Consider the following 19766-nt stretch of genomic DNA (forward strand, 5'->3'; position numbering starts at 1 on the left):
ACGAGAATACAATGGAACTTTTAGATGCACTTCAATGGCGCTATGCGTCCAAGAAAATGAACGGACAGGCCGTGCCCGAAGAGAAAGTGGAAAGAATACTGGAAGCCATTCGCCTGGCACCTTCCTCCATGGGCCTTCAGCCCTACACGGTGCTGGTGATCAAAGATGCCGAACTGAAAAAGCAGATCCTTCCCGTTGCCAATAACCAGCAACAAGTGGTGGATGCATCACATCTCCTGGTATTTGCCGCATGGGACAACATCACACCGGAGCATGTGGCTGATTATATCAGCCTGATGGCGGAAACCCGGAACATACCGGTCGAAAGCCTGGATCAATTCAAGGCGGCCCTGCTGCGGATTGCCGGCCGTTCGGCGGAAGAAAACTTTCAGTGGACAGCACGCCAATCCTACATCGCCTTTGCCACAGCAATTGCTGCTGCAGCCGAAGAGCATGTGGATGCCACGCCGATGGAAGGCTTCAACAGCGCAGCGCTGGATGAATTACTGGGATTGAAAGAAAAAGGCCTTCGCAGCATTACCCTTCTGCCGCTTGGCTACCGCGATGAAGAGAACGACTGGCTGGCAAAATCTCCAAAAGTGCGCAGGGAAAAAGATAAATTATTTGTCATTAGCTAATTGATCAAAAGAGTAACCCTCTTTTCAAATCTTAGCCCAAAAACACAACAAACAAGTATGAAAAATCTGTTCAAAACAAACAATGAAAACTGGTCGGCGCTGATTGCACGGCTGGCACTGGCCCTTGTGGTATTTCCGCACGGTGCACAAAAATTATTCGGATGGTTCGGCGGCAACGGCTTCGAGGGAACCATGGGCTTTCTAACAACACAGGGCGGCCTTCCGTGGATCGTTGCCTTGTTCGTCATCCTTATTGAAAGCATTGCAGCCCTAATGGTCTTCTTTGGCTTTGCCACACGGGTAGCAGCCCTGGGCATCTTTGGCCTGTTCAGCATCATTGCGGTACAATACCATTCGGCCAACGGCTTCTTCATGAACTGGTTTGGCAACCAAAAAGGCGAGGGCCTGGAATACTTCATCATCCTTTTGGGATTGGCCCTGACGCTGATCATCACCGGTGGCGGGAAAGCCAGCGCAGACGCAGCATTGGTACCCGTTAACAACAACGCTAACTAAACACATATGAAAATTTCATTGATAGGAGCTTCCGGATTTGTAGGCTCGGCTATTTTAAAAGAAGCCCTGAACAGAGGGCACCAGGTTACAGCGATAGTTCGCAATCCGCAAAACATCACGGTCGAACACGAAAACCTGACAAAGCAAAAAGCAAATGCATTGCAGGCAGATGAAGTGGCCGGCGTTGTAAAAGGACATGATGTAGTCATCAACGCCTTTAATCCTGGCTGGACAAACCCTGCTATCTACAACGAATCGCTGCAAGGTGCGCAGGCAATTCAGGAAGGTGTAAAAAGAGCCGGTGTGAAAAGGCTGTTTGTCATTGGCGGTGCAGGAAGCCTTTATATCGCTCCCGGACAGCAACTGGTAGATAGCCCCGATTTCCCGCAAGACTGGAAAGCAGGTGCGCTGGCAGCAAGAGACTACCTCGAGATCTTACGAAAAGAAGCAGAACTGGACTGGACCTTCTTAAGTCCCGCCATTGAAATGCATCAGGGAACATCAGGCGAACGAAAAGGAACCTACAGAAGCGGATTGGAAAACCCTGTGTTTGATTCAAACGGACGAAGCCTTATTTCAGTAGAGGATATGGCCATTGCCATCCTCGACGAGATTGAAAACCCAAGGCATATCCGCCAACGTTTTACTGTTGCATATTAACAAGCAGTCACGTATTCAAAAACCATAAAAATTAAAACAAGAAAACAAATGAAAAAGATTCTTTTCCTGGCAGCCGCTGTCGTTAGTTTAGTTGCCTTTACCACACCCAGCAACTGGAACAATGACGCTGCACACTCCAAACTGACCTTTACCGTTACCCACCTTGGCATTTCAGACATATCGGGATTGTTCAAAAACTTTGATGTGAAGGTTGCCAACTCGAAAGATGATTTCAGCGATGCGGTGTTTGAGCTGAGCGCCGACGTAGCCTCTGTGAACACGGAAGTGGAGATGCGTGACAACCACCTGAAAAGCGCCGACTTTTTCGACGCAGAAAAGTACCCGAAGCTGACCTTCAAAAGCACGGGCATCAAGCCTGCCGGTAAAAACCAGTACAAGCTGACCGGTAACCTGACCCTGCACGGCATCACCAAACCGGTCACGATGGACCTGCTGTACCGCGGCACGGTAGAAAACCCCATGTCGAAGAAACCCACATCCGGTTTCCAGGTGACAGGCACGATCAAGCGTTCTGATTTCGGTATCGGCGAAAAATTCCCGGCGCCCATGATCAGCGACGAAGTGCGCATCAAAGCCGATGGCGAGTTTACGAAATAGTGAACACGTGAGACGAGAAACGTGAAACAAGGGAAATATTGATGACAATGTGAACTCCTGTTTCACGTTTGACGTCTCACTTTCTTAAGCCTGCAAGGCTGGTATGGCACTGAAGTATGGAACGAAAACAATTTATTCAAACAATTTTATTCGGAGGAGTAGCGATGAATTCTTTATCAGCCTTTAGCAGGTTTACAGACACACTCAAGCAAGATGACCACACCATGCCCGTGTTGTTCATTGGTCACGGTTCGCCCATGAACGGCATCGAACACACGGCGTTTAGTGAATACTGGAAAAAGCTGGCCAGGGAAATTCCCACGCCGAAAGCGGTGCTGGTCATTTCGGCCCACTGGCTTACCCGGGGAACAAAAATTACCGCCATGGATTTCCCCAAAACCATTCATGATTTTGGCGGCTTCCCGCAGGCACTTTTCGATGTACAGTACCCGGCACCCGGCGATGCGGCGCTGGCACAGGAAACCAGGTCGCTGATCAAATCAGCCGATGTTGAACTGGACCACGACTGGGGACTGGACCACGGCACCTGGACCGTTGTGCGGCACATGTACCCCGAGGCCAACATTCCCGTTTTGCAGTTGAGCATCGATTACAGCAAAGGCCCGCAATACCACTACGAACTGGCCAAAGAACTGGCGGCGCTGCGCAAAAAAGGCGTGCTCATTATCGGCAGCGGCAACATGGTGCACAACCTGCGCATGGTGCACATGCCGAATAGAAGCGTGAATGATTTCAACAGGGCGTATGGCTACGACTGGGCGATCGAATTGAATGAGCTGTTTAAAAAGAATATTCTCGATGGCAATCACGAGCCGCTGATCAACTACGAAAAGATGCATGCAGCAGCACAGCTGGCAATACCGACACCGGATCATTACTACCCGCTGCTCTACACACTTGGCCTGCAGGGTAAAAAAGACCAGGCGTCGATCTTCAACGATTCGCTGCTGGCCGGTTCGCTGAGTATGACGTCGGTGAAACTGACAGCCGCTTAACGCTTTTTCAGTACACGATTGATTTTTCCGGGCACAACATCACGACGGTGATGTTGTGCCTTTTTTGTTGCCGTATGCTTTCTGAAATGAAATGCGTTCCGCTGGTAAAACAACGCTCCTTTCTTTAACGAAAGCATGCTCAGCAACACTTGCAGAAACGCAGCTACCGCCGGTGGATTTTTTTCGTCGTCACACGAAAATGTTCGTAACTTACTACAAACCTCTTTTTATGAAACCACTGCTACTCCTTGGCTGCTTGCTGCTGGGCGGAACAGCAATGCGTGCACAATTTTCCCTCCTTCCTTACGCAGGTTTTGAACAGTCACGCAACAGGGTTACAAACACCAACGGCCTTTCCGCTTCCGACATCAGCCGCAACCTCCGCGCAGGACTGAAAATGGATTACCGCCTGAAAGGCGGGCACGGTCCGTTCATTAGTCTCGGCACAAGCCCTGCACCGGTCAGTTTCCGTTTCAACAACCTTGGCTCGGTGGCCAGCAGTTACGAAGCTGCAAAAGGCGCACTCCAGTTTCGCATGGAGGGCGGCTACCAGTACAGCAGCCGGCCCATTTCCCTTGGAAAGAAACGCACAGCCGCCAGTCCTTCTGCCTCCCTCGTTCCCGACCAGAGCGCAGCGCCACAAAAAACCTGCGGCTCCCTCCTGTATAAATCACGCTGCGGAGAACGAAAAGCATTGACAAAAGCCAGCCCGGTGAACAAGACACTGAACATGCGCCTGCAGCCCTTGCTGGCACTTGCCTATATTCCGTCGGCCACGGAGAGCGTTAAACAAACCGCCAGCGGGTTTGAATACACCGCCGCCCCGAAAACAGCCCTTGTTCCGGCCATGGGTTTTGAATTTGCCAAGGGCAGCCAGCGGCTTCTCACCCTGGGCCTGTTTTACAGCCGTGCGCTTGGACAAAAAGAGCAAACCGTCAACAGCCTATCCGGAGGCAAAGCCTACACCACCACACTATCGCCCCGCACATCTACCTGGGGACTTACGCTGGGTATTCCTATCGGGCTGACCAAAACAAAAGCCGTGAAGCAAATGACAGAGACAAGGCAACGAACAGAGAAACGGTCGTGCACCCAAAGCCATTACAGGCGGTGCATGCAATGGCAATAGGCTTTTTCGTGGCAGGAATTGTTTCCTGTGCTGCTTTGCCTTACTTTCCCTTTGTGTTGTTGTTTTCGCCGGAAAGGCGAAGGCAGAACGCAAAGGGTTTTTTGTGCACGACCGCTCTTCACAACAACCCGAACGATTTAGCAAATTCTTACATTCCTGCACAAGCGGAATCAGGATATTTGTTTACCTGTAATTGAGAAAATTAACCGATACCATGATGAGAAGCTTGATGCTCCTCTTTTTTTGCTTTTTGTGTTCGGCCCTGTGGGCACAGTCTGTCTGTACAGCGCCGGGGCAAAACCCTTCCACTGCTTTTCCTGTGTGCGGCACCAGTACCTTTGCACAGGCTTCGGTTCCTATTTGCGGCGGTCGCCGGATGCCGTTCAAAAGTTGCGGCAACGACCTGCTCACAGATGTCAATCCGTTCTGGTATAAGTTCACCTGTTTTCAAAACGGCACACTGGGCTTTTTAATTACCCCGCTCGACCTGAACGAAGACTACGATTGGGAGCTTTACGATATCACCAACCGCAATCCCGATGATGTTTATACCGATGCCAGCCTGGTGGTCAGTAATAACTGGAGCGGTGAATATGGAGAAACCGGCGCCTCGTCGGCCGGCACACAACTTTTTGTTTGCGGCGGCGACGGCAAGCCTCTTTTCAGCCAGCGGCCGCAGTTGATAGCCGGGCACAACTACCTCCTGCTGGTCAGCCATTTTTCCCAAACGCAAAGCGGCTACAAGCTGTCCTTTGGCGGCGGTACGGCCGTGATCACGGACTCCACAGAACCGCACCTGAAAAAGGTGGAGGCCAATTGCGGCGGCGACCTGCTTGCACTCAAGCTCAGTAAAAAAATGCGCTGCGCAAGCGTTGCCGGCGACGGTTCCGAGTTTTACCTCACGCCGGCTGTTACAACAGTGAAAAGCAGCGTTGGTATTGGGTGCACACAACAGTTCGACACCGATTCGCTGCAGTTGAAACTGGCCGCCCCGCTGCAACCCGGCACGTATACGCTGCACATTAAAAAGGGCACCGACAACAACACGATACTCGATTACTGCGACCGGCCGGTTGCCGAAACCGAAACACTCAGCTTTACCATTCTGCCCAAAGCCCCGACACCGATGGACAGCCTGGCACCACTTTCCTGTGCACCTGCTGCGCTCCACCTCATTTTTTCCAAGCCGATTCTTTGTTCCAGTTTTGCTGCCGACGGTTCGGAGTTTACCATCAACGGCACGTACCCGGTTTCAATAACGGGAGCCACGGGGAGTTGCGCCAACGGGAGCACCAAAGAAATTGTGGTGAGCCTTGCACAGCCGCTGCAAAAGGCCGGAACATTCCAGGTGGTTTTGAAAAAAGGAGCCGACGGCAATACGCTGCTCGACGAATGCGGCGAAGAAACGCGGGTGGGTTCGGCGCTTTCGTTTTCCGTGAAGGACACGGTGAATGCAGACTTTACCTACACCATTTTTTACGGCTGTGAAAAAGATGCGGTGGCGTTTCAGCATCCCGGCAACGGCGTAAGCCAGTGGACATGGAACCTCGACGAATCGCAGCAAAGCAGTCTGCAAAACCCCCAAGCGAACTATACTCTCTTCAACCAGCCGAAGGCAGTCAAGCTGGTAGTGAGCAACGGCTTTTGCAGCGACACGGCGGAACAGATCATCACGCTGGAAAATTTCCTGAAGGCCGATTTTTCCGTTTATGGAGACAACTGCCCGAACGAAGCGGTTCCGTTCACCAGTGCGGCAGAAGGAAAGATCATTGCGCACAACTGGTCTTTTGGCGATGGCACCACGGCTTCGGAAAAAGATCCTACACACGTTTACGCGGCGCCTTACCAGCAAACGTCCTATACGGTTCGCTACACGGTGACGGATACGTACGGCTGCCAGCAAACGGCAGAAAAAAAGATTACCGTTTATCCCAGCTGCTATCTCACCGTGCCCTCGGCCTTTACACCCAACGGCGATGGCCGCAACGACCTGTTTCGTGTGCTCAATGCCATCAAGGCCGAAAACCTGGAACTGCTCCTTTTCAACCGCTGGGGACAACTGGTTTACAAAACCAGCAACTGGAAACAGGGCTGGGACGGAAAGATCAACGGCCAGCCGCAGCCCACCAGTGTGTACGTATGGTTTCTTCGCTATACCGACAGGAATACCAAAAAGAAAATCGAGCAAAAGGGAACGGTGACGCTGGTCAGGTGAGGACGTGAGACGTCAGACGTGAAATGTGAAACTGTTGGCCGCCTATCGTTCTATCATGTTCGACAGCATGGCAAAGCACTTGTTCAGGAGTTCGCCGACAGTGCGCAGTTGTTCAGGTTTGTAGTATTCGAGATCAACTGCCGTTTCGATAGCCGCGTCTATTTCCACCACCGACCCTCTCGCTACTTCAACGAATCGGTTTCGTTCTGCACCTGACTGCCGGCTGGCGCCTTCGGCCAAATTGAGCTTAACGGAAAGCACCGCTCTTCGTAATTGGGGTACCATATTGAATTTCTCCTCGGCAGGGAGAAGATGAGTGATTGCATAAACTTCTTTTGTCAGTTCCCGAATGGCCGTATACACATGAAGCGATTTGTGACTCAGATGTAAAAACATATAGCGAGAGGTTTTGGTTTACAGGCTCTCCTGTTTCACGTCTACCGTCTCTCGTCTCACATCCTCACACCAGGTTGAACGCCTGGGCAAATTGCAGGAGGTCGTAGGTGGATTCCGCATTGAGCTTGCTGCGAATGTTCTTGCGGTGTGTTTTTACCGTGGCTTCGGAGATGAACAAGTCATCGGCAATTTCCATGGAATTGCGGCCGAGTACCAGCAGACGAAGCACTTCCCTTTCCCGCTTGGAAAGCGAGGCAAAAGCCTGCTGGTTTTGCCGTAAAAAACTATTTTCCTGCATCAGCCGTTCGATCTTCGGGGTAATGTAGTGTTCTTCATCGATGGGCAGGGCAATGGTCAGTGAAAGCAGGGGCCTGGCGTCATGGTCGCGAAGCAGGATTTTCATGGAGCTGGAGTACCACCGCCAGGGATCACTGGGCGAGGGCCGCACCTGCTGAAAAAATGTTACGATCTCATCATCGGCATTGCGCTCCATCAGGGCAAAAATCTTCGGCGCATAGTTGGGGATGTCTTCCATGTTGAAGTAACGCTGGTGATATTCCTGGTGCGGCATCCGGATCTCCTCCAGGGTTACACCCAGCGTTTTTCGTCCCCATTCCGACATGTATACGATGGTCTGCTCTACAAGATTGTGCACGATGAGAGCACCGGGAATGTCCTTCTCCACTTCCTGTATGCGAAGAATCTTTTCATGCGCCGCCTGTTGTAAAATGGGGTCTTGGGTGTGGTTCAGCCAGTCTGGTCCTTTCATCAATTCAGAAAAACCAAATATACCTTTTTGCGCCGGGTTTTTGTATACCCAAAATGCGGTATCAGAAAACAAAATTGCCCTCCTGGATGAGGGCAATTTCAGCATAAGATTATTTTCACTTCAGTGGCTGCTATGGAGATATTGTGATATTGGTGGCAGATACTATCCCCCTATCTTACTATCCCAATATCCTGCTTGCAAACTGAAACTGGTATAAGATTATTTCTTACAGCACTTTTTTCACGTCGCCTTTCGCAGCCGGTTTGCCGTTGCCGGGGAAGGTTTCCCGGAAGTTCATCCCGAGGTTGCTCATCACAAAGCTCCAGATATCGGTCGTAAGATCGATGCGCTTGGACGTGGGCATTCCGCCTCCGTGACCGGCATTGGTTTCTATACGGATCAAGGTTGGGTTTGCGCCTGCATTGGCCTCCTGCAGCGAAGCAGCATATTTAAACGAGTGCGCCGGCACCACGCGGTCGTCGTGGTCGGCAGTCGTCACCAGCGTGGCGGGATAGGTCACGCCTTTTTTCAGGTTGTGCAGCGGCGAATACTTGTACAGGTACTGGAACTGTTCTGGCTTTTCGCTGTTGCCGTATTCCTGCGCCCAGGCATAACCGATCGTGAACTTGTGAAAGCGCAGCATGTCCATCACACCCACCTGCGGCACCACCGCTTTGAACAGGTCGGGGCGCTGCGTCATGGCCGCGCCGATCAGCAGGCCGCCGTTGGAGCCACCGGTCGCCGCCAGTTTCCCGGGATTGGTGTAGTTGTTTTTCACCAGCCATTCGGCAGCGCCGATGAAATCATCAAACACGTTTTGCTTGTTCTGCAGCATGCCGGCCTTATGCCAGTTCTCGCCGTACTCGCTGCCGCCGCGTAGCACCACGTCGGCATAGATACCGCCCTGCTCCACGAAGAACAGGTTCGACACACTGAAATACGGTGTTTCGTTGGCATTGAACCCACCATAGCCATACACCAGCGTAGGGTTTTGTCCATTCAGCACAAGACCTTTTTTATAGGTCAGGAACATGGGCACTTTGGTACCGTCTTTACTGGTGAAGAAAACCTGTTTGACCTCGTAGTCTTCGGGCTTGAATTTCACCTCTGCTTTCCGGTATAGCGTTGTGGACCCAGCGGGAATCGAAAAGCGAAAAATAGACGGCGGGTAATTGTAGGAGGTGAAGGAATAGAACAATTCCTTGTCTTCTTTTTTGGCGCTGAAGCCACCGGCCGAACCAATGCCGGGCAATGAAATTTCCCGGACCAGCTTGCCGTCGTAGGTGTATTGATACACTTTGGTAGAAGCGTCGTTCAGATACGAAGCAAACAGAAATCCGCCGCCGGTGTTCACGTCCTGGAGCACGTTTTCTTTTTCGGAAATGATCTCCTTCCAGGCCTCTTTGGCAGGGTTCTTCGGATCCACCAGCACCAGCTTATAATTGGAGGCGCCGTCGTTGGTTTGCACCAGCAGTTTGTCGCCGACATTATCAACAACAGACGGTTCGGTAGTAAAGCCTTTGATGAGCGTTGTAAATCCGCTTTGCCCGTTTTTGAGGTCCTTTACCTTGATCTCCCGTCCGCTGGTTCCTTCGGAGGTGTAGAGGCAAAGAAACCGCTCGTCTTCCGTCACAAAGCCATTGGCAAAGCGCTGCGGGTGTTCCGTGTCTTCGTACACCAGCACGTCGGCCGATTGCGGCGTGCCGATCTTGTGGTAATAGAGCTTTTGATTGACGTTGCGGCCCTTCATTTTATCGCCGGCCTGCGGCTCGGGATAGCGGCTGTAGTAAAAGCCTTCTTCGCCCTTCCAGGAAAAGCCGGTGAACTTCAGCCAGTTCAGGTTGTCGGTTAATTTTTCTTTGGTGCGGGTGTCCATCACAAAAGCCTCCTGCCAGTCGCTGCCGGCCCGCTGGATGGCATACACAAACAGTTTTCCTTTTTTCGAGAACGCCAGTGAACCCAGCGACACCGTTCCGTCTTCGGACAGCTTGTTGGGATCGAGAAAGACTTCGGCCTGGCCGTTCAGTCCTTTCTGCCGGTACCAGACGCTCTGGTTCTGCAGACCGTCGTTTTTGGTGAAGTAGTACCATTCGCCTTCGCGGAAAGGCGCCGAGTAGCGGGTGTAGTTCCACAGTTCCTGCAGGCGCTTGCGCACTTTGTCGCGGTAGGGAATTTGGGAAAGATAATCCTGCGTAACAGTGTTCTGTGCCTTCACCCAGGCTTTGGTTTCGTCGCTGTTGTCGTCTTCGAGCCAGCGATAGGGATCGGCCACACTAGTGCCGAAATAATTGTCGACCGTATCCACTTTCCGGGTAGCAGGATACTGTAGTTGCGCATTGGCTTGTTGCAAAAAGAAAAGCGAGAGCAGCAGTCCGGTTTTTTTCATGAAATAAAATTTGTGATGAGCAAAAGATGAAACGATCAAGATAAGGAAAAAATGCAGTTAGGCCGACCAGATTTTCACCAGCGATACCCAACCCATATAACTCATGGCGGCCACCACCAGCCAGCCAGCCACCTGCATCCACAGCGGGTGCGAATAATTTTTCATCAGGCGCTTTTGCGTTGCCGCTACTAAAATGATGGCCAGCGCAATGGGAAGGATCAACCCGTTGACCGCACCGGCCAGGATGAGCAGCTCTTTTGGCTTTCCGACCGCGACAAAAATGAGTGTTGTCAGGACGATGAAAACCGAAATGCACCAACGTTCGTGGCGTTCGAAGACCGGGTGAAATGTTTTGAAGAACGAAACCGACGTATACGCCGCACCGACAACAGAAGAAATGGCCGCACTCCACAGGACCACGCCAAAAATGCGCAGGCCAACCTGTCCGGCCGCTGAGGCAAAAACGGTGGCGGCCGGGTTATCCTTGTCGAGTGAAACCCCTTTTTGCACCACACCCACAATCGCCAGGAAAAGAATAAAACGCATGAGGGTGGAAATGATCACGCCACTGACGGCACTGCGGTCGATGGTACGGATGTTTTCTTTGCCCTTGATGCCGGCATCCAGCAAGCGGTGTGCTCCGGAGAAGGTGATATAGCCGCCCACTGTTCCGCCCACAATGGTTACGATGGCGGTGGCACTGATCTGTTCCGGAAGAAAGGTGTGATGGACGGCCTGGGCCAGGGGCGGATGCGCTGCAAATGCAATGATCAGTGTCAGCAGGATTTTCAGGGTGCCGAGGATCTTGGTAAACCCATCCAGCATTTTTCCCACTTCTTTGATCCAGAACAGCACGAGGGCTACGACACAACTGATAACTGCACCCTGCTCAAAGGACAGTCCTGTCAGAACATTGACACCCAGGCCACAACCGGCGATGTTACCAATATTGAATGCGAAGCCGCCGATGATCACCAGGAAGGAAAGAAAATAACCTAAACCGGGGAGCAATTGATTGGAAAGATCCTGTGCCCGCAATTCGCTCATCGTCAGAACACGCCAGGTATTGAGCTGTGCGCCGATATCCAGTAAGACGGAAACGAGAATGACAAAGCCGAAGCTTGTCAACAGTTGCTGTGTAAAGACACTGGTCTGTGTAAGAAAGCCCGGGCCGATCGATGAATTGGCCATGAGGAAAGCCGCTCCCAAACTGGCGCCGCTGAAGAAATGTTTTTTCAATTGTTTATTTTTTTGAACCACGGAGACACAGGGGCACGGAGGATCACAGAGGGTTTATAAAATCATCCGCTTCATTCCATTTTTCATCAGTGGTGTGTGAAAGTTCAGGATATAACCTAAACGTTTATTGGTTAGTTTGAGATAACTCAGCAACTGTGCTTCCCACACAGGATGCGGGTTTTCTTGCGCCTTTAATTCAAGGATAACCAAATCATCAACCAGTATGTCAACACGCAGGGCATCTTCGATCACCAATTCATGGTATACAATGGCAACAGCCTTTTGTCTTTGATATGAAATGTTGCGCTTTGCCTGTTCAAAGCAAAAGATCTTTTCATAAACACTTTCCAGCAAACCCGGACCTAAGGCCTGATGAATGGTAATAGCAATACTTACGATCTGCTCTGCCAGCCATTTCTCCCGTTCGGTCAAAGGAGTGAAGGTTCTCTCTGTGTTACCTTGTGTCATTGTGCCTCCGTGGCTTTATTGACCGCCTGAAAAATAGCTTTCGCAAATCGAACTGCATTCTTTCCATCGCCGTGGATGCAAACCGTTTCGGCAATGATGGGCACTTCCTTTCCGGAAACGGCCGTTACCGTTTTCTTTATTACCATTTGCAACACCTGCTGAATGGCTTTGGTTTCGTCCTCGATCAACGCGTTGGGTTGCGAACGCGGTGTGAGGCTGCCGTTGTCCTGGTAGGTCCGGTCGGCAAACACTTCGCTGCGTGTTTGCAGCCCTGCGGCTTTGGCTTCGCTGATGGAAACACTGCCGCTCAGGCCAAACAAAACCAGGTTGGCATCGAAATCTTTTACCGCTTGTGCAACGGCTTTTGCCAGCGCTGCATCCCGTGCCGCCATGTTGTACAAGGCACCGTGCGGCTTTACATGATGCATGCCTGCACCGCCTGCTGCCGCAATTTTTTTGAACAGGATAAGCTGGTCCCGGATCAATTGATACACTTCTTCCGGTGTTGTTTTCATCTCTGTGCGGCCAAAATTTGCCCGGTCAAAAAAAGACGGATGCACACCGATGTTCACGCCGTGCCGCATGGCCAGTTGAATGGTCGTTCGCATCGTTTCTTCGTCGCCGGCGTGGTAGCCGCAGGCAATGTTGGCCGACGTGATAAAAGGCATGATGGCCTCGTCGTTGCCGATGCCTTCGCCCATGTCGCAGTTGATGTCGATGCCTGCCTGTCCGCCAATGGCGGAGGCGTGGTCGGGCTGCGAAGGCCTGCTTTGCGACGTGTTATCCTCACTCGTTGATTTCATCGTATTGCTGTGCATTGGTTTTTATGCGTGCTGCTGCAACCAGTTTTCGATTTTCAATTTACAGGTGTTTTGCAAGCGGAGTAAATAATCCTTTTGCACAAGGGCTTTTTCTTCGGCTTCTTCCATCGTTGTCATCACCAGTTTGATTTCCGCACCGGCATTCATTTGGGCCAGCTTTGGCAGATGCACACTGATCACATTCGCTACTCTTGGATAGCCGCCGGTGGTTTGGTGATCGGCCATTAGCACGACCAGTTGCCCTGTGGGCAGCAACTGCACCGTTCCAAAATTGACGGCAGATGAAACGAGTTGCTCTTTCCTTTCCTGTTCCAACGCTTCGCCCTGCAGGCGATAGCCCATCCTGTCCGAAGCAGGTGTAATTGAAAACAGTTCGTTTTGCAAATCCGTTTGCCCTTTTGTCGTCAACCAGCCCCATTCGGGTCCCACAAGAAAACAGATCTCGTTGGTGTCATCAACCGGCTCGTGATATTTCCAGGGCAAAAGACAAAAATCTTTTTCCATCAAAAACGAAAGCGGGGCAAACACCAGTTCATCCCCTTTCTGCAGCCGCCTTCCGTCGCATCCGCCAACAGCGGCTTTGAGATTCGTGCTGAAACTGTTTAGCCAGGGTTGCAGTTGCCACTCGTTCAGCACCGACAGGTAACACCGTGCACCGCGACGCCGTCCTTCAAATGACAGCAACGCATTTCCTTTCACGGCAACCGGCTGGTTGAGGGAAACTGATTCGCCATTCAGCAATGGTCTAAAATCCGCCCCCGTCAAACAAATGATCGCATGCTTTTGAAAAAGGATCTGCGGCGCAGGATAATGCATTTCGATGACCGGTGCCTCCAGCTCTTTTCCCAGCAAGGCGTTGGCGAGGCGGGCCGCAAAACGGTCCATGGCGCCACCGGGATTGATGCCCAGGTGCTGAAAGCCATAGCGGCCCCCGTCCTGCACCGTGTCAAGCAATCCGGCTTTGATAATTTTCAAACGCATCTTCACTGATGGGATAAAAGGTAACGCTGTCGCCGGGTTGCAGCAATGTGGGTTCGCTCCTGTCTTTGTCAAACAGTCGGAGGGGCGTACGGCCGATGATGTTCCAGCCGCCCGGCGAGGTAAACGGGTAAATGCCAGTTTGCTCGCCGGCAATGCCAACGGAACCTGCCGGTATCGCTGTTCGCGGACTGCTTTTCCGTGGTGTGGCAAGGCGGCTGTCTACCTTGCCCATGTAGGGAAAGCCGGGCAGAAAACCGATCATGTATACCCGGTAGGTCTTTGCCGTATGCAAGCCGATCACTTCTTCGGCGGACAACGCTTTTTGCGCCGCCAACTCTTCGAGATCGGGTGCAAAGACTCTTGCATAGCAAACAGGGATTGCGATGGTCTGCCCACTCTTTTCTTTCTCCTGCACCGTTTGTTGCAGAAAGGGCAACAACGCCTCTTTCACTTTTTCAAAAGCGGTCGCCTCTTTGGTGCGCCACGAATGCACGTCGTAAAAAAACGTGAGCGAACTATACGCAGGAACAATGTCCGTAAACGGAAGCGGGGTGTTTTGCAGGCAATGGAAAAGCTGCAGCACGTTTTCATTGATCTCTTCCTCCATCACATTGCCGAAGGAAATCACGAGAGCGCCGTCGCCGAGCGGCGTGATGGTGAACGCGGGGTGCATGACGATCAAAAATACGCTTCTGCCAGTTGTTTTTTAGCGTACGAATGCCATCCCTTGAAGAGATGGCATTCTTTCTGCACACCTGCGTTCCGAACGTTGAACGGAGCCCTTCCTTCGTCAGGATAAACTGTGCAACGGGAGCTTCATGGCTATTCTGTTGTTGGTTACAAAAAAATATTGCGCTTCTACAGAGATTTGTTCACTTCTCTATGAACATTTTCTATTAACAGGATGCCCCTCCGGGGCAAAAGAAAATGCTGTTGGCAAAGACGCCAACGGCAGCAAAAGCCTCCATCAAAAAGAATGATGAAGGCTTTGTAGTATCGTGCGTAAGCGAGTCTTGCGCTTGAATCATCCCTCCACTGGAGGGCCGGGGTGAGGTTTACTTCAGCAGCTGGTAGGCGATAAAGCTGAAGACATAGGCAATGCCGGTCATGTAAACAAACTGGATAACGGGCCATTTCCAGGTCTTTGTTTCGCGGCGAACAATGGCGAGAGTGCTCATGCACTGCATGGCAAAAAGATAAAAAAGCATCAGCGATACACCGGTGGCAAGTGTAAACAGCGGCTCGCCGTTGGGCTTTTTGGCTTCCTGCATTTTTTCGCGAAGGAGAGTGCCCTGGTCGTCATCGGCCACGCTGAACAGTGTTGCCATGGTACCCACAAACACTTCCCGTGCGGCAAACGATGTTACTAAGGCAATGCCGATGCGCCAGTCGTAACCCAGCGGCTTGATCACAGGTTCCATGGTTTTGCCCAAAATGCCCGCATAGGAATTTTCGAGCTTCGCTGTATTGTAATGGATGGCAAGCGAATCTTTTTTATCCGGCATTTGCGCCAGCTGTTGCTGGTAGGTGGCCTCAGCTTTCTCCATGCGGGAGGAAGGACCAAACGAGCTCAGTGCCCAAAGGATCAAGGAAATCACCATGATGATCTTCCCGGCGTCGGTCACGAAGAGGCGGGCCTTTGTAATCATTGTCTGCACAATGGTCTTGGCCCTCGGCGGACGATAGGTAGGCAGTTCCAGAATAAAAAAGCTGCGCTCTTTGATATGGATAAACCATTTGGCCACATAGGACACAATCATGGCCATGACAAAGCCCAAGAGATAGAGCCCCATCATGATCAGCGCCTGGAGACTGAAGATGCCCCAGTAGTATTTATTGGGAATGACCAGTGCGATAAGGATGGTATAGATCGGCAGTCGGGCCGAGCAGCTCATGAGCGGTGTGATCAAAATGGTCAGCAGCCGCTCTTTGCGGTTCTCGATGTTGCGGGCACTCATGATGGCCGGCACGGCACAGGCAAAGCCGCTGATCAGTGGCATCACGCTTTTTCCGTTGAGGCCCACGCTGCGCATCAGCCGGTCGGTGAGAAAGGAAATGCGGGCCATGTAGCCCGTGTCTTCCAGGATGGTAATCAGCGCAAACAGGATCATGATCTGCGGCACAAAAATGATAATGCCGCTTAAGCCGGCAACAATGCCGTTCACCAACAGGTCGGAGAACCAGCCGGCCGGCAGCACGTGGTTCAACCAGGTGCTGGCGTAGGAAAAGCCTTCCTCGATCCAGGTCATAGGATATTGCGCCAGGTAAAACACGCTTTGGAACAGGAGAAACAAAACCGCCAGCAGGGCAAAATAACCCCACACCCGGTGCAGCAGCACTGAATCCATGCGGTCAGTCATCAGCTTTTGCTCCTTTGGATCGGGCTCCGTTACCGACGACTGCATGATCTTGTTGATGCGCTGGTAGCGCTGCAGGATCTCGGTCGCCTGGGTTTTGGTATGGTTGAACTCGTGCTTTTGCTCAATGCCTTCGATCGTGTCCTGCAGGCGGTGGTCAAGTTCAAACTCCTCGTGGTTGATCAGGTAATGAATGGCCGAATAATCCGAGGTGCCGGGTAGTACGGCCTGCAGGTCTTCGATGGGCGCCATGGCCAGTTCGCGGTTCTCGATAAAATCGCGGATGGGAATTTTATACTGGTTCGAGGCGGTGAGCTCAATGGCTTTTTTCAGCTGCGCCATGCCTTTGCCTTTGCGCGGGTTGACGGACACCACCGGAACACCCAGTTCCCTTTCGAGTTGCGGAATATCGATCTCGATTCCTTTGCGCTTGGCGATGTCGGCCATGGTGAGCGCCACCACTACCGGCATTTTCAGGTCCATGATTTGCGAGCAGAAAAGCAGGTTGCGTTTCAGGTTGCTCGCATCCACCACCACCACGAAAATATCGGCCCTGATGTCTTTGTCCTGGTTGAGCAGCACCCGGTAGCTGACCCATTCGTCGAGGCGCTTGGGGTAAAGGCTGTAGGTGCCCGGCAGGTCAATGATGTTGCCGCTCAGCGTGGCGGAAATGGCGGTGTGGCCCGTTTTCTTGTCCACCGTCACACCCGGGAAATTCCCGGTACGCTGGTTTAGGCCGGTCAGGACGTTGAATAGCGAGGTCTTACCGCTGTTGGGATTCCCGACAAGAGCAATATGGACGGTTTTTTTAGCCACGATGAGGTTCGCAAAGGTAGCCTGCGGCCTTTGCAATCATTTACGAGATCGGGAGTTTTGTGTTAAGGTTAAGGAAAATAGCCCAATCAAAAAAATGACCTTTGACTCTCTGAAAACTCCGGGGCAAAGTATTTTTGCTATCCGCACTTTAAAAGATCGTATCGTGTTGAAATATTCCCTTCTTCTCTTTTTGTTTCTTGCCGGTTGCGCCACGCAAAAAAAGGCCGCTACGGAAACCACTCCTTCGCCTGCCAACCTGCAAAGCCATGTGGCATTCCTCGCCAGTGACAAGCTGGAAGGACGGCGCACAGGAACGGCCGGCGAAAGCCTTGCCGCCGATTACATCGCCGCCACGTTTCAGAAAGAAGGCCTGCAGCCTAAAGGAAGCAACGGCTTTTTTCAATCCTTCCCGGTTTCGGAAGGACAGGAAATTGCGCCGGCCACTTCGCTCAGCATCAACGGCGAGACGCTGGAGGTGAACCGGGATTTTTTCCCGATGGCGTATAGCCAGAACGGCAGTTTTGAAGCATCAGCATCTATTGCATTGCTGGAAAAAGGCGAGCCCTGGTTCTTGGATGTGGACGACCTGTTGCAGCAAAACAAAAGCAACCCGCATTTCGATATCGCCAGTGCCCTGCTCAACAAAGCCAATGATGCGGCACGCAAAGGCGCCACCGCCCTGTTTTTTTACAATAGCTCCAAAGTAGCAGACGGCATCAGCTTCGACGGCAAAAACGGCGAACACCTGGCCATCCCGGTGCTTTACCTCACACCGGCCACCAGCGCAAAATTTTTGAAAGATCCTTCCGCGCTGCTGCGCATAAAAGGCACCGTGGCCCTGCAACCAACAAGCCGCAATGGGAAAAACGTGGTCGGCTACGTGGATAACGGCGCTCCCTACACGGTGGTGATCGGCGCCCATTACGACCACCTGGGCTATGGCGAAGACCACACCTCGCTGTACAGGGGCACGGACAAACAAATTCACAACGGCGCCGACGACAATGCCAGCGGTACAGCGGCCTTGCTGGAACTGGCAAGACTGGTGAAAGGCAGCAAGCTGAAAGCAAACAACGTTCTGTTCATCGCCTTTTCGGGCGAAGAGCAGGGGTTATTCGGCTCCAAATATTTTGTGCAGCACCCAACGCTTGACCTGGCAAGCATCAACTTCATGATCAACATGGACATGGTGGGCCGCCTGAACGATTCCACCAAAACACTGACCGTCGGTGGCTACGGCACTTCGCCGGCATGGGGACAATTGTACAGTGCCCAAGGCAAAGAGGCGTTGTATCCTGCAGCGACGTACCGCTTCGATAGCAGCGGCACCGGTCCGAGCGACCATACCTCGTTTTACCAGAAAGGCATCCCGGTGCTGTTTTATTTCACCGGCCTGCATTCCGATTACCACCGGCCAACCGACGACGTGGAGAAAATCAATGTAGCCGGCGAAGCAGCCGTGGTGCAACACGTTTACAGCCTGCTGCTGGCAGCGGATAAACTGCCGGGAAAAATTCCGTTTACCAAAACAAGGGAGGTGCAGATGGGAACAGCGGCCCGCTTCAGCGTCACCCTCGGCATCATGCCCGATTACACCTTCAACGGCGCCGGTGTGCGGGTGGATGCCGTGAGCGAAGGCAGGGCGGCGCAAAAGGCCGGCTTGCAGGAAGGCGACGTGATCACGGCACTGGGTGAGTACACGGTTACCTCGATGGAAAGCTACATGCAGGCGCTTTCGCACTTTAAAAAAGGAGATACCACCAAACTGCGTTACCTGCGCAACGGGAAGGCGCTGGAAACCACTGCATCGTTTCAATAATTGAAAAGCGATCGTTATGAAACTGACCCTGGACAACAAGGATTTAACAGATGGTTTCTTTGAAGAAACCAGGCTGCTGGGCATCATGGCGCCGATCAAGGACTACCTGTTTTGCTGGCAGGTCAACCAGCTGATGGGTGTCGATTTCCGTGCGAACAACGAACTGGAAATTCAACTGAACAAAAAAGGCCGCAGCTATTTTTTCTCCCTTTATGAATATGCCCAGCCGTCCACCTGCCTGATGCATTACCTCTACAACAACCACCACGACGGCGAATACCTGCTGCCCGAATTCAAGCACCTGGATTTTTTGTGGCTGTTGAAAGATGATTACGTAACCGATGAATTCGTGGACAATTTGATCTATTCCCTGAAGTCCATTAATGGCGTGCAACTGGTGGTGGAACTGACAAACGAAAAGATCAGGAACAAAGAGCACCTGGTGTTTTAATGCGATAATGTGCAAATATGAAAATGTGAAAATGGTTTGAGCGCTGTCTTCTTTACAAAACAAAACCATCTCATATGCACACCGATTTAATTGAAAGAAACCCTGTCCTCAAGCACAGTTTTGACTTAGCTCTGAAAGTGATTGCGTATTGCGATTTACTACAGGAACAAAAGCATTTCATTATTTCCAACCAGTTACTCAAAAGCGGAACCTCGGTTGGAGCCAATGTCATGGAAGCACAAAATGCAGAAAGCAAAGCTGACTTTATTCACGAAATGAAAGTTGCTGCAAAGGAAGCTGAGGAAACACAGTATTGGTTGATACTTTGCAAGTTTTCGAACAACTATCCTCCGTGTGACGAGCTCCTTTTCAAACTGAATGAAATTCACAAACTGTTGGGCAAAATTTTAGCAACATCCAAAAGAAAAAATCCATTCAACTACCTTTTGAGCTATTCCATTTTCTGATTTT

At 51.7% G+C, this 19766-nt stretch carries 19 protein-coding genes; 10 read left to right on the forward strand and 9 right to left on the reverse strand.

Going from position 1 to position 19766, the window contains the following annotated elements:
- Window positions 1–11: 11 nt before the first annotated feature.
- The 7 genes from D6024_RS03685 (at window position 12) to D6024_RS03715 (ending at window position 6792) form a co-directional block, all read left to right on the forward strand.
- Window positions 12–638 (forward strand): nitroreductase family protein, encoded by a 627-nt coding sequence (locus tag D6024_RS03685; protein ID WP_121353063.1) that lies wholly within the window; start codon window positions 12–14, stop codon window positions 636–638.
- Window positions 639–695: 57 nt separating this feature from the next.
- On the forward strand, window positions 696–1154 hold the full coding sequence (locus D6024_RS03690; RefSeq protein ID WP_121353065.1) for a DoxX family protein: 459 nt from the start codon (window positions 696–698) through the stop codon (window positions 1152–1154).
- A gap of 6 nt (window positions 1155–1160) precedes the next feature.
- Entirely contained in the window at window positions 1161–1814 is a 654-nt protein-coding gene (locus D6024_RS03695; protein WP_121353067.1) for an NAD(P)-dependent oxidoreductase, read from the forward strand.
- A gap of 48 nt (window positions 1815–1862) precedes the next feature.
- A complete protein-coding gene (locus tag D6024_RS03700) occupies window positions 1863–2432 on the forward strand; it encodes a YceI family protein (protein WP_121353069.1) in 570 nt (189 codons plus the stop codon).
- Window positions 2433–2656: 224 nt separating this feature from the next.
- On the forward strand, window positions 2657–3448 hold the full coding sequence (ygiD, locus tag D6024_RS03705; RefSeq protein WP_240409927.1) for a 4,5-DOPA-extradiol-dioxygenase: 792 nt from the start codon (window positions 2657–2659) through the stop codon (window positions 3446–3448).
- Between the two features lie 229 nt (window positions 3449–3677).
- The gene (locus D6024_RS03710; protein ID WP_121353073.1) at window positions 3678–4577 is read left to right on the forward strand and encodes a hypothetical protein; all 900 of its coding nucleotides are present in this window, start codon (window positions 3678–3680) and stop codon (window positions 4575–4577) included.
- Window positions 4578–4791: 214 nt separating this feature from the next.
- Complete coding sequence (locus tag D6024_RS03715; protein ID WP_121353075.1) at window positions 4792–6792, forward strand: T9SS type B sorting domain-containing protein; 2001 nt, start codon at window positions 4792–4794, stop codon at window positions 6790–6792.
- Window positions 6793–6834: 42 nt separating this feature from the next.
- On the opposite strand, the gene D6024_RS03720 is transcribed toward D6024_RS03715, so the two are convergent.
- The 9 genes from D6024_RS03720 to feoB all read right to left on the reverse strand — a co-directional run bounded on the left by D6024_RS03720 (window position 6835) and on the right by feoB (window position 17025).
- Window positions 6835–7188 (reverse strand): four helix bundle protein, encoded by a 354-nt coding sequence (locus D6024_RS03720; protein WP_121353077.1) that lies wholly within the window; start codon window positions 7186–7188, stop codon window positions 6835–6837.
- Window positions 7189–7252: 64 nt separating this feature from the next.
- Window positions 7253–7957, reverse strand: coding sequence for a LuxR C-terminal-related transcriptional regulator (locus D6024_RS27505; protein ID WP_317125260.1), 705 nt, complete (start codon window positions 7955–7957; stop codon window positions 7253–7255).
- 226 nt (window positions 7958–8183) lie between these two features.
- Window positions 8184–10343 (reverse strand): prolyl oligopeptidase family serine peptidase, encoded by a 2160-nt coding sequence (locus tag D6024_RS03730; protein ID WP_121353485.1) that lies wholly within the window; start codon window positions 10341–10343, stop codon window positions 8184–8186.
- Window positions 10344–10400: 57 nt separating this feature from the next.
- Window positions 10401–11582 (reverse strand): NRAMP family divalent metal transporter, encoded by a 1182-nt coding sequence (locus D6024_RS03735; protein ID WP_240409928.1) that lies wholly within the window; start codon window positions 11580–11582, stop codon window positions 10401–10403.
- Between the two features lie 54 nt (window positions 11583–11636).
- Window positions 11637–12050 carry a GxxExxY protein gene (locus D6024_RS03740; protein WP_121353079.1) on the reverse strand — a complete coding sequence of 138 codons (414 nt, stop codon included), beginning with the start codon at window positions 12048–12050 and terminating at the stop codon, window positions 11637–11639.
- Window positions 12047–12853, reverse strand: coding sequence for a 5-oxoprolinase subunit PxpA (locus D6024_RS03745; RefSeq protein ID WP_121353487.1), 807 nt, complete (start codon window positions 12851–12853; stop codon window positions 12047–12049). Before D6024_RS03745 ends, D6024_RS03740 begins: the two co-directional genes overlap by 4 nt.
- A gap of 21 nt (window positions 12854–12874) precedes the next feature.
- Entirely contained in the window at window positions 12875–13852 is a 978-nt protein-coding gene (locus D6024_RS03750) for a 5-oxoprolinase subunit C family protein (protein ID WP_162944506.1), read from the reverse strand.
- Window positions 13818–14525: a 5-oxoprolinase subunit PxpB gene (gene pxpB / locus D6024_RS03755; protein WP_121353082.1), complete on the reverse strand. Its 708-nt coding sequence runs from the start codon at window positions 14523–14525 to the stop codon at window positions 13818–13820. Before pxpB ends, D6024_RS03750 begins: the two co-directional genes overlap by 35 nt.
- Window positions 14526–14907: 382 nt before the next feature.
- The gene (feoB, locus tag D6024_RS03760) at window positions 14908–17025 is read right to left on the reverse strand and encodes a ferrous iron transport protein B (RefSeq protein WP_121353488.1); all 2118 of its coding nucleotides are present in this window, start codon (window positions 17023–17025) and stop codon (window positions 14908–14910) included.
- A gap of 94 nt (window positions 17026–17119) precedes the next feature.
- Here feoB and D6024_RS03765 point away from each other — a divergent pair, with 94 nt between their 5' ends.
- The 3 genes from D6024_RS03765 to D6024_RS03775 all read left to right on the forward strand — a co-directional run bounded on the left by D6024_RS03765 (window position 17120) and on the right by D6024_RS03775 (window position 19762).
- The gene (locus tag D6024_RS03765) at window positions 17120–18844 is read left to right on the forward strand and encodes a M20/M25/M40 family metallo-hydrolase (RefSeq protein ID WP_121353084.1); all 1725 of its coding nucleotides are present in this window, start codon (window positions 17120–17122) and stop codon (window positions 18842–18844) included.
- A 16-nt stretch (window positions 18845–18860) separates the two neighbouring features.
- Window positions 18861–19295: an IPExxxVDY family protein gene (locus D6024_RS03770; protein ID WP_121353086.1), complete on the forward strand. Its 435-nt coding sequence runs from the start codon at window positions 18861–18863 to the stop codon at window positions 19293–19295.
- A gap of 74 nt (window positions 19296–19369) precedes the next feature.
- Entirely contained in the window at window positions 19370–19762 is a 393-nt protein-coding gene (locus D6024_RS03775) for a four helix bundle protein (RefSeq protein ID WP_121353088.1), read from the forward strand.
- Window positions 19763–19766: the final 4 nt, after the last annotated feature.

Origin of the sequence: Flavisolibacter nicotianae, assembly GCF_003628535.1 — a bacterium.
GTDB classification, from domain to species: Bacteria; Bacteroidota; Bacteroidia; order Chitinophagales; family Chitinophagaceae; genus Flavisolibacter; species Flavisolibacter nicotianae.

Excerpts from the sequence above, each read along its gene's own strand:
- D6024_RS03685 (WP_121353063.1), top strand. The coding sequence starts at position 12 with ATGGAACTTTTAGATGCACTTCAATGGCGCTATGCGTCCAAGAAAATG.
- D6024_RS03690 (WP_121353065.1), top strand. The coding sequence starts at position 696 with ATGAAAAATCTGTTCAAAACAAACAATGAAAACTGGTCGGCGCTGATT.
- D6024_RS03695 (WP_121353067.1), top strand. The coding sequence starts at position 1,161 with ATGAAAATTTCATTGATAGGAGCTTCCGGATTTGTAGGCTCGGCTATT.
- D6024_RS03700 (WP_121353069.1), top strand. The coding sequence starts at position 1,863 with ATGAAAAAGATTCTTTTCCTGGCAGCCGCTGTCGTTAGTTTAGTTGCC.
- ygiD (WP_240409927.1), top strand. The coding sequence starts at position 2,657 with ATGCCCGTGTTGTTCATTGGTCACGGTTCGCCCATGAACGGCATCGAA.
- D6024_RS03710 (WP_121353073.1), top strand. The coding sequence starts at position 3,678 with ATGAAACCACTGCTACTCCTTGGCTGCTTGCTGCTGGGCGGAACAGCA.
- D6024_RS03715 (WP_121353075.1), top strand. The coding sequence starts at position 4,792 with ATGATGAGAAGCTTGATGCTCCTCTTTTTTTGCTTTTTGTGTTCGGCC.
- D6024_RS03720 (WP_121353077.1), bottom strand. The coding sequence starts at position 7,188 with ATGTTTTTACATCTGAGTCACAAATCGCTTCATGTGTATACGGCCATT.
- D6024_RS27505 (WP_317125260.1), bottom strand. The coding sequence starts at position 7,957 with ATGAAAGGACCAGACTGGCTGAACCACACCCAAGACCCCATTTTACAA.
- D6024_RS03730 (WP_121353485.1), bottom strand. The coding sequence starts at position 10,343 with ATGAAAAAAACCGGACTGCTGCTCTCGCTTTTCTTTTTGCAACAAGCC.
- D6024_RS03740 (WP_121353079.1), bottom strand. The coding sequence starts at position 12,050 with ATGACACAAGGTAACACAGAGAGAACCTTCACTCCTTTGACCGAACGG.
- D6024_RS03745 (WP_121353487.1), bottom strand. The coding sequence starts at position 12,853 with ATGAAATCAACGAGTGAGGATAACACGTCGCAAAGCAGGCCTTCGCAG.
- D6024_RS03750 (WP_162944506.1), bottom strand. The coding sequence starts at position 13,852 with ATGCGTTTGAAAATTATCAAAGCCGGATTGCTTGACACGGTGCAGGAC.
- pxpB (WP_121353082.1), bottom strand. The coding sequence starts at position 14,525 with ATGCACCCCGCGTTCACCATCACGCCGCTCGGCGACGGCGCTCTCGTG.
- D6024_RS03765 (WP_121353084.1), top strand. The coding sequence starts at position 17,120 with ATGACCTTTGACTCTCTGAAAACTCCGGGGCAAAGTATTTTTGCTATC.
- D6024_RS03770 (WP_121353086.1), top strand. The coding sequence starts at position 18,861 with ATGAAACTGACCCTGGACAACAAGGATTTAACAGATGGTTTCTTTGAA.
- D6024_RS03775 (WP_121353088.1), top strand. The coding sequence starts at position 19,370 with ATGCACACCGATTTAATTGAAAGAAACCCTGTCCTCAAGCACAGTTTT.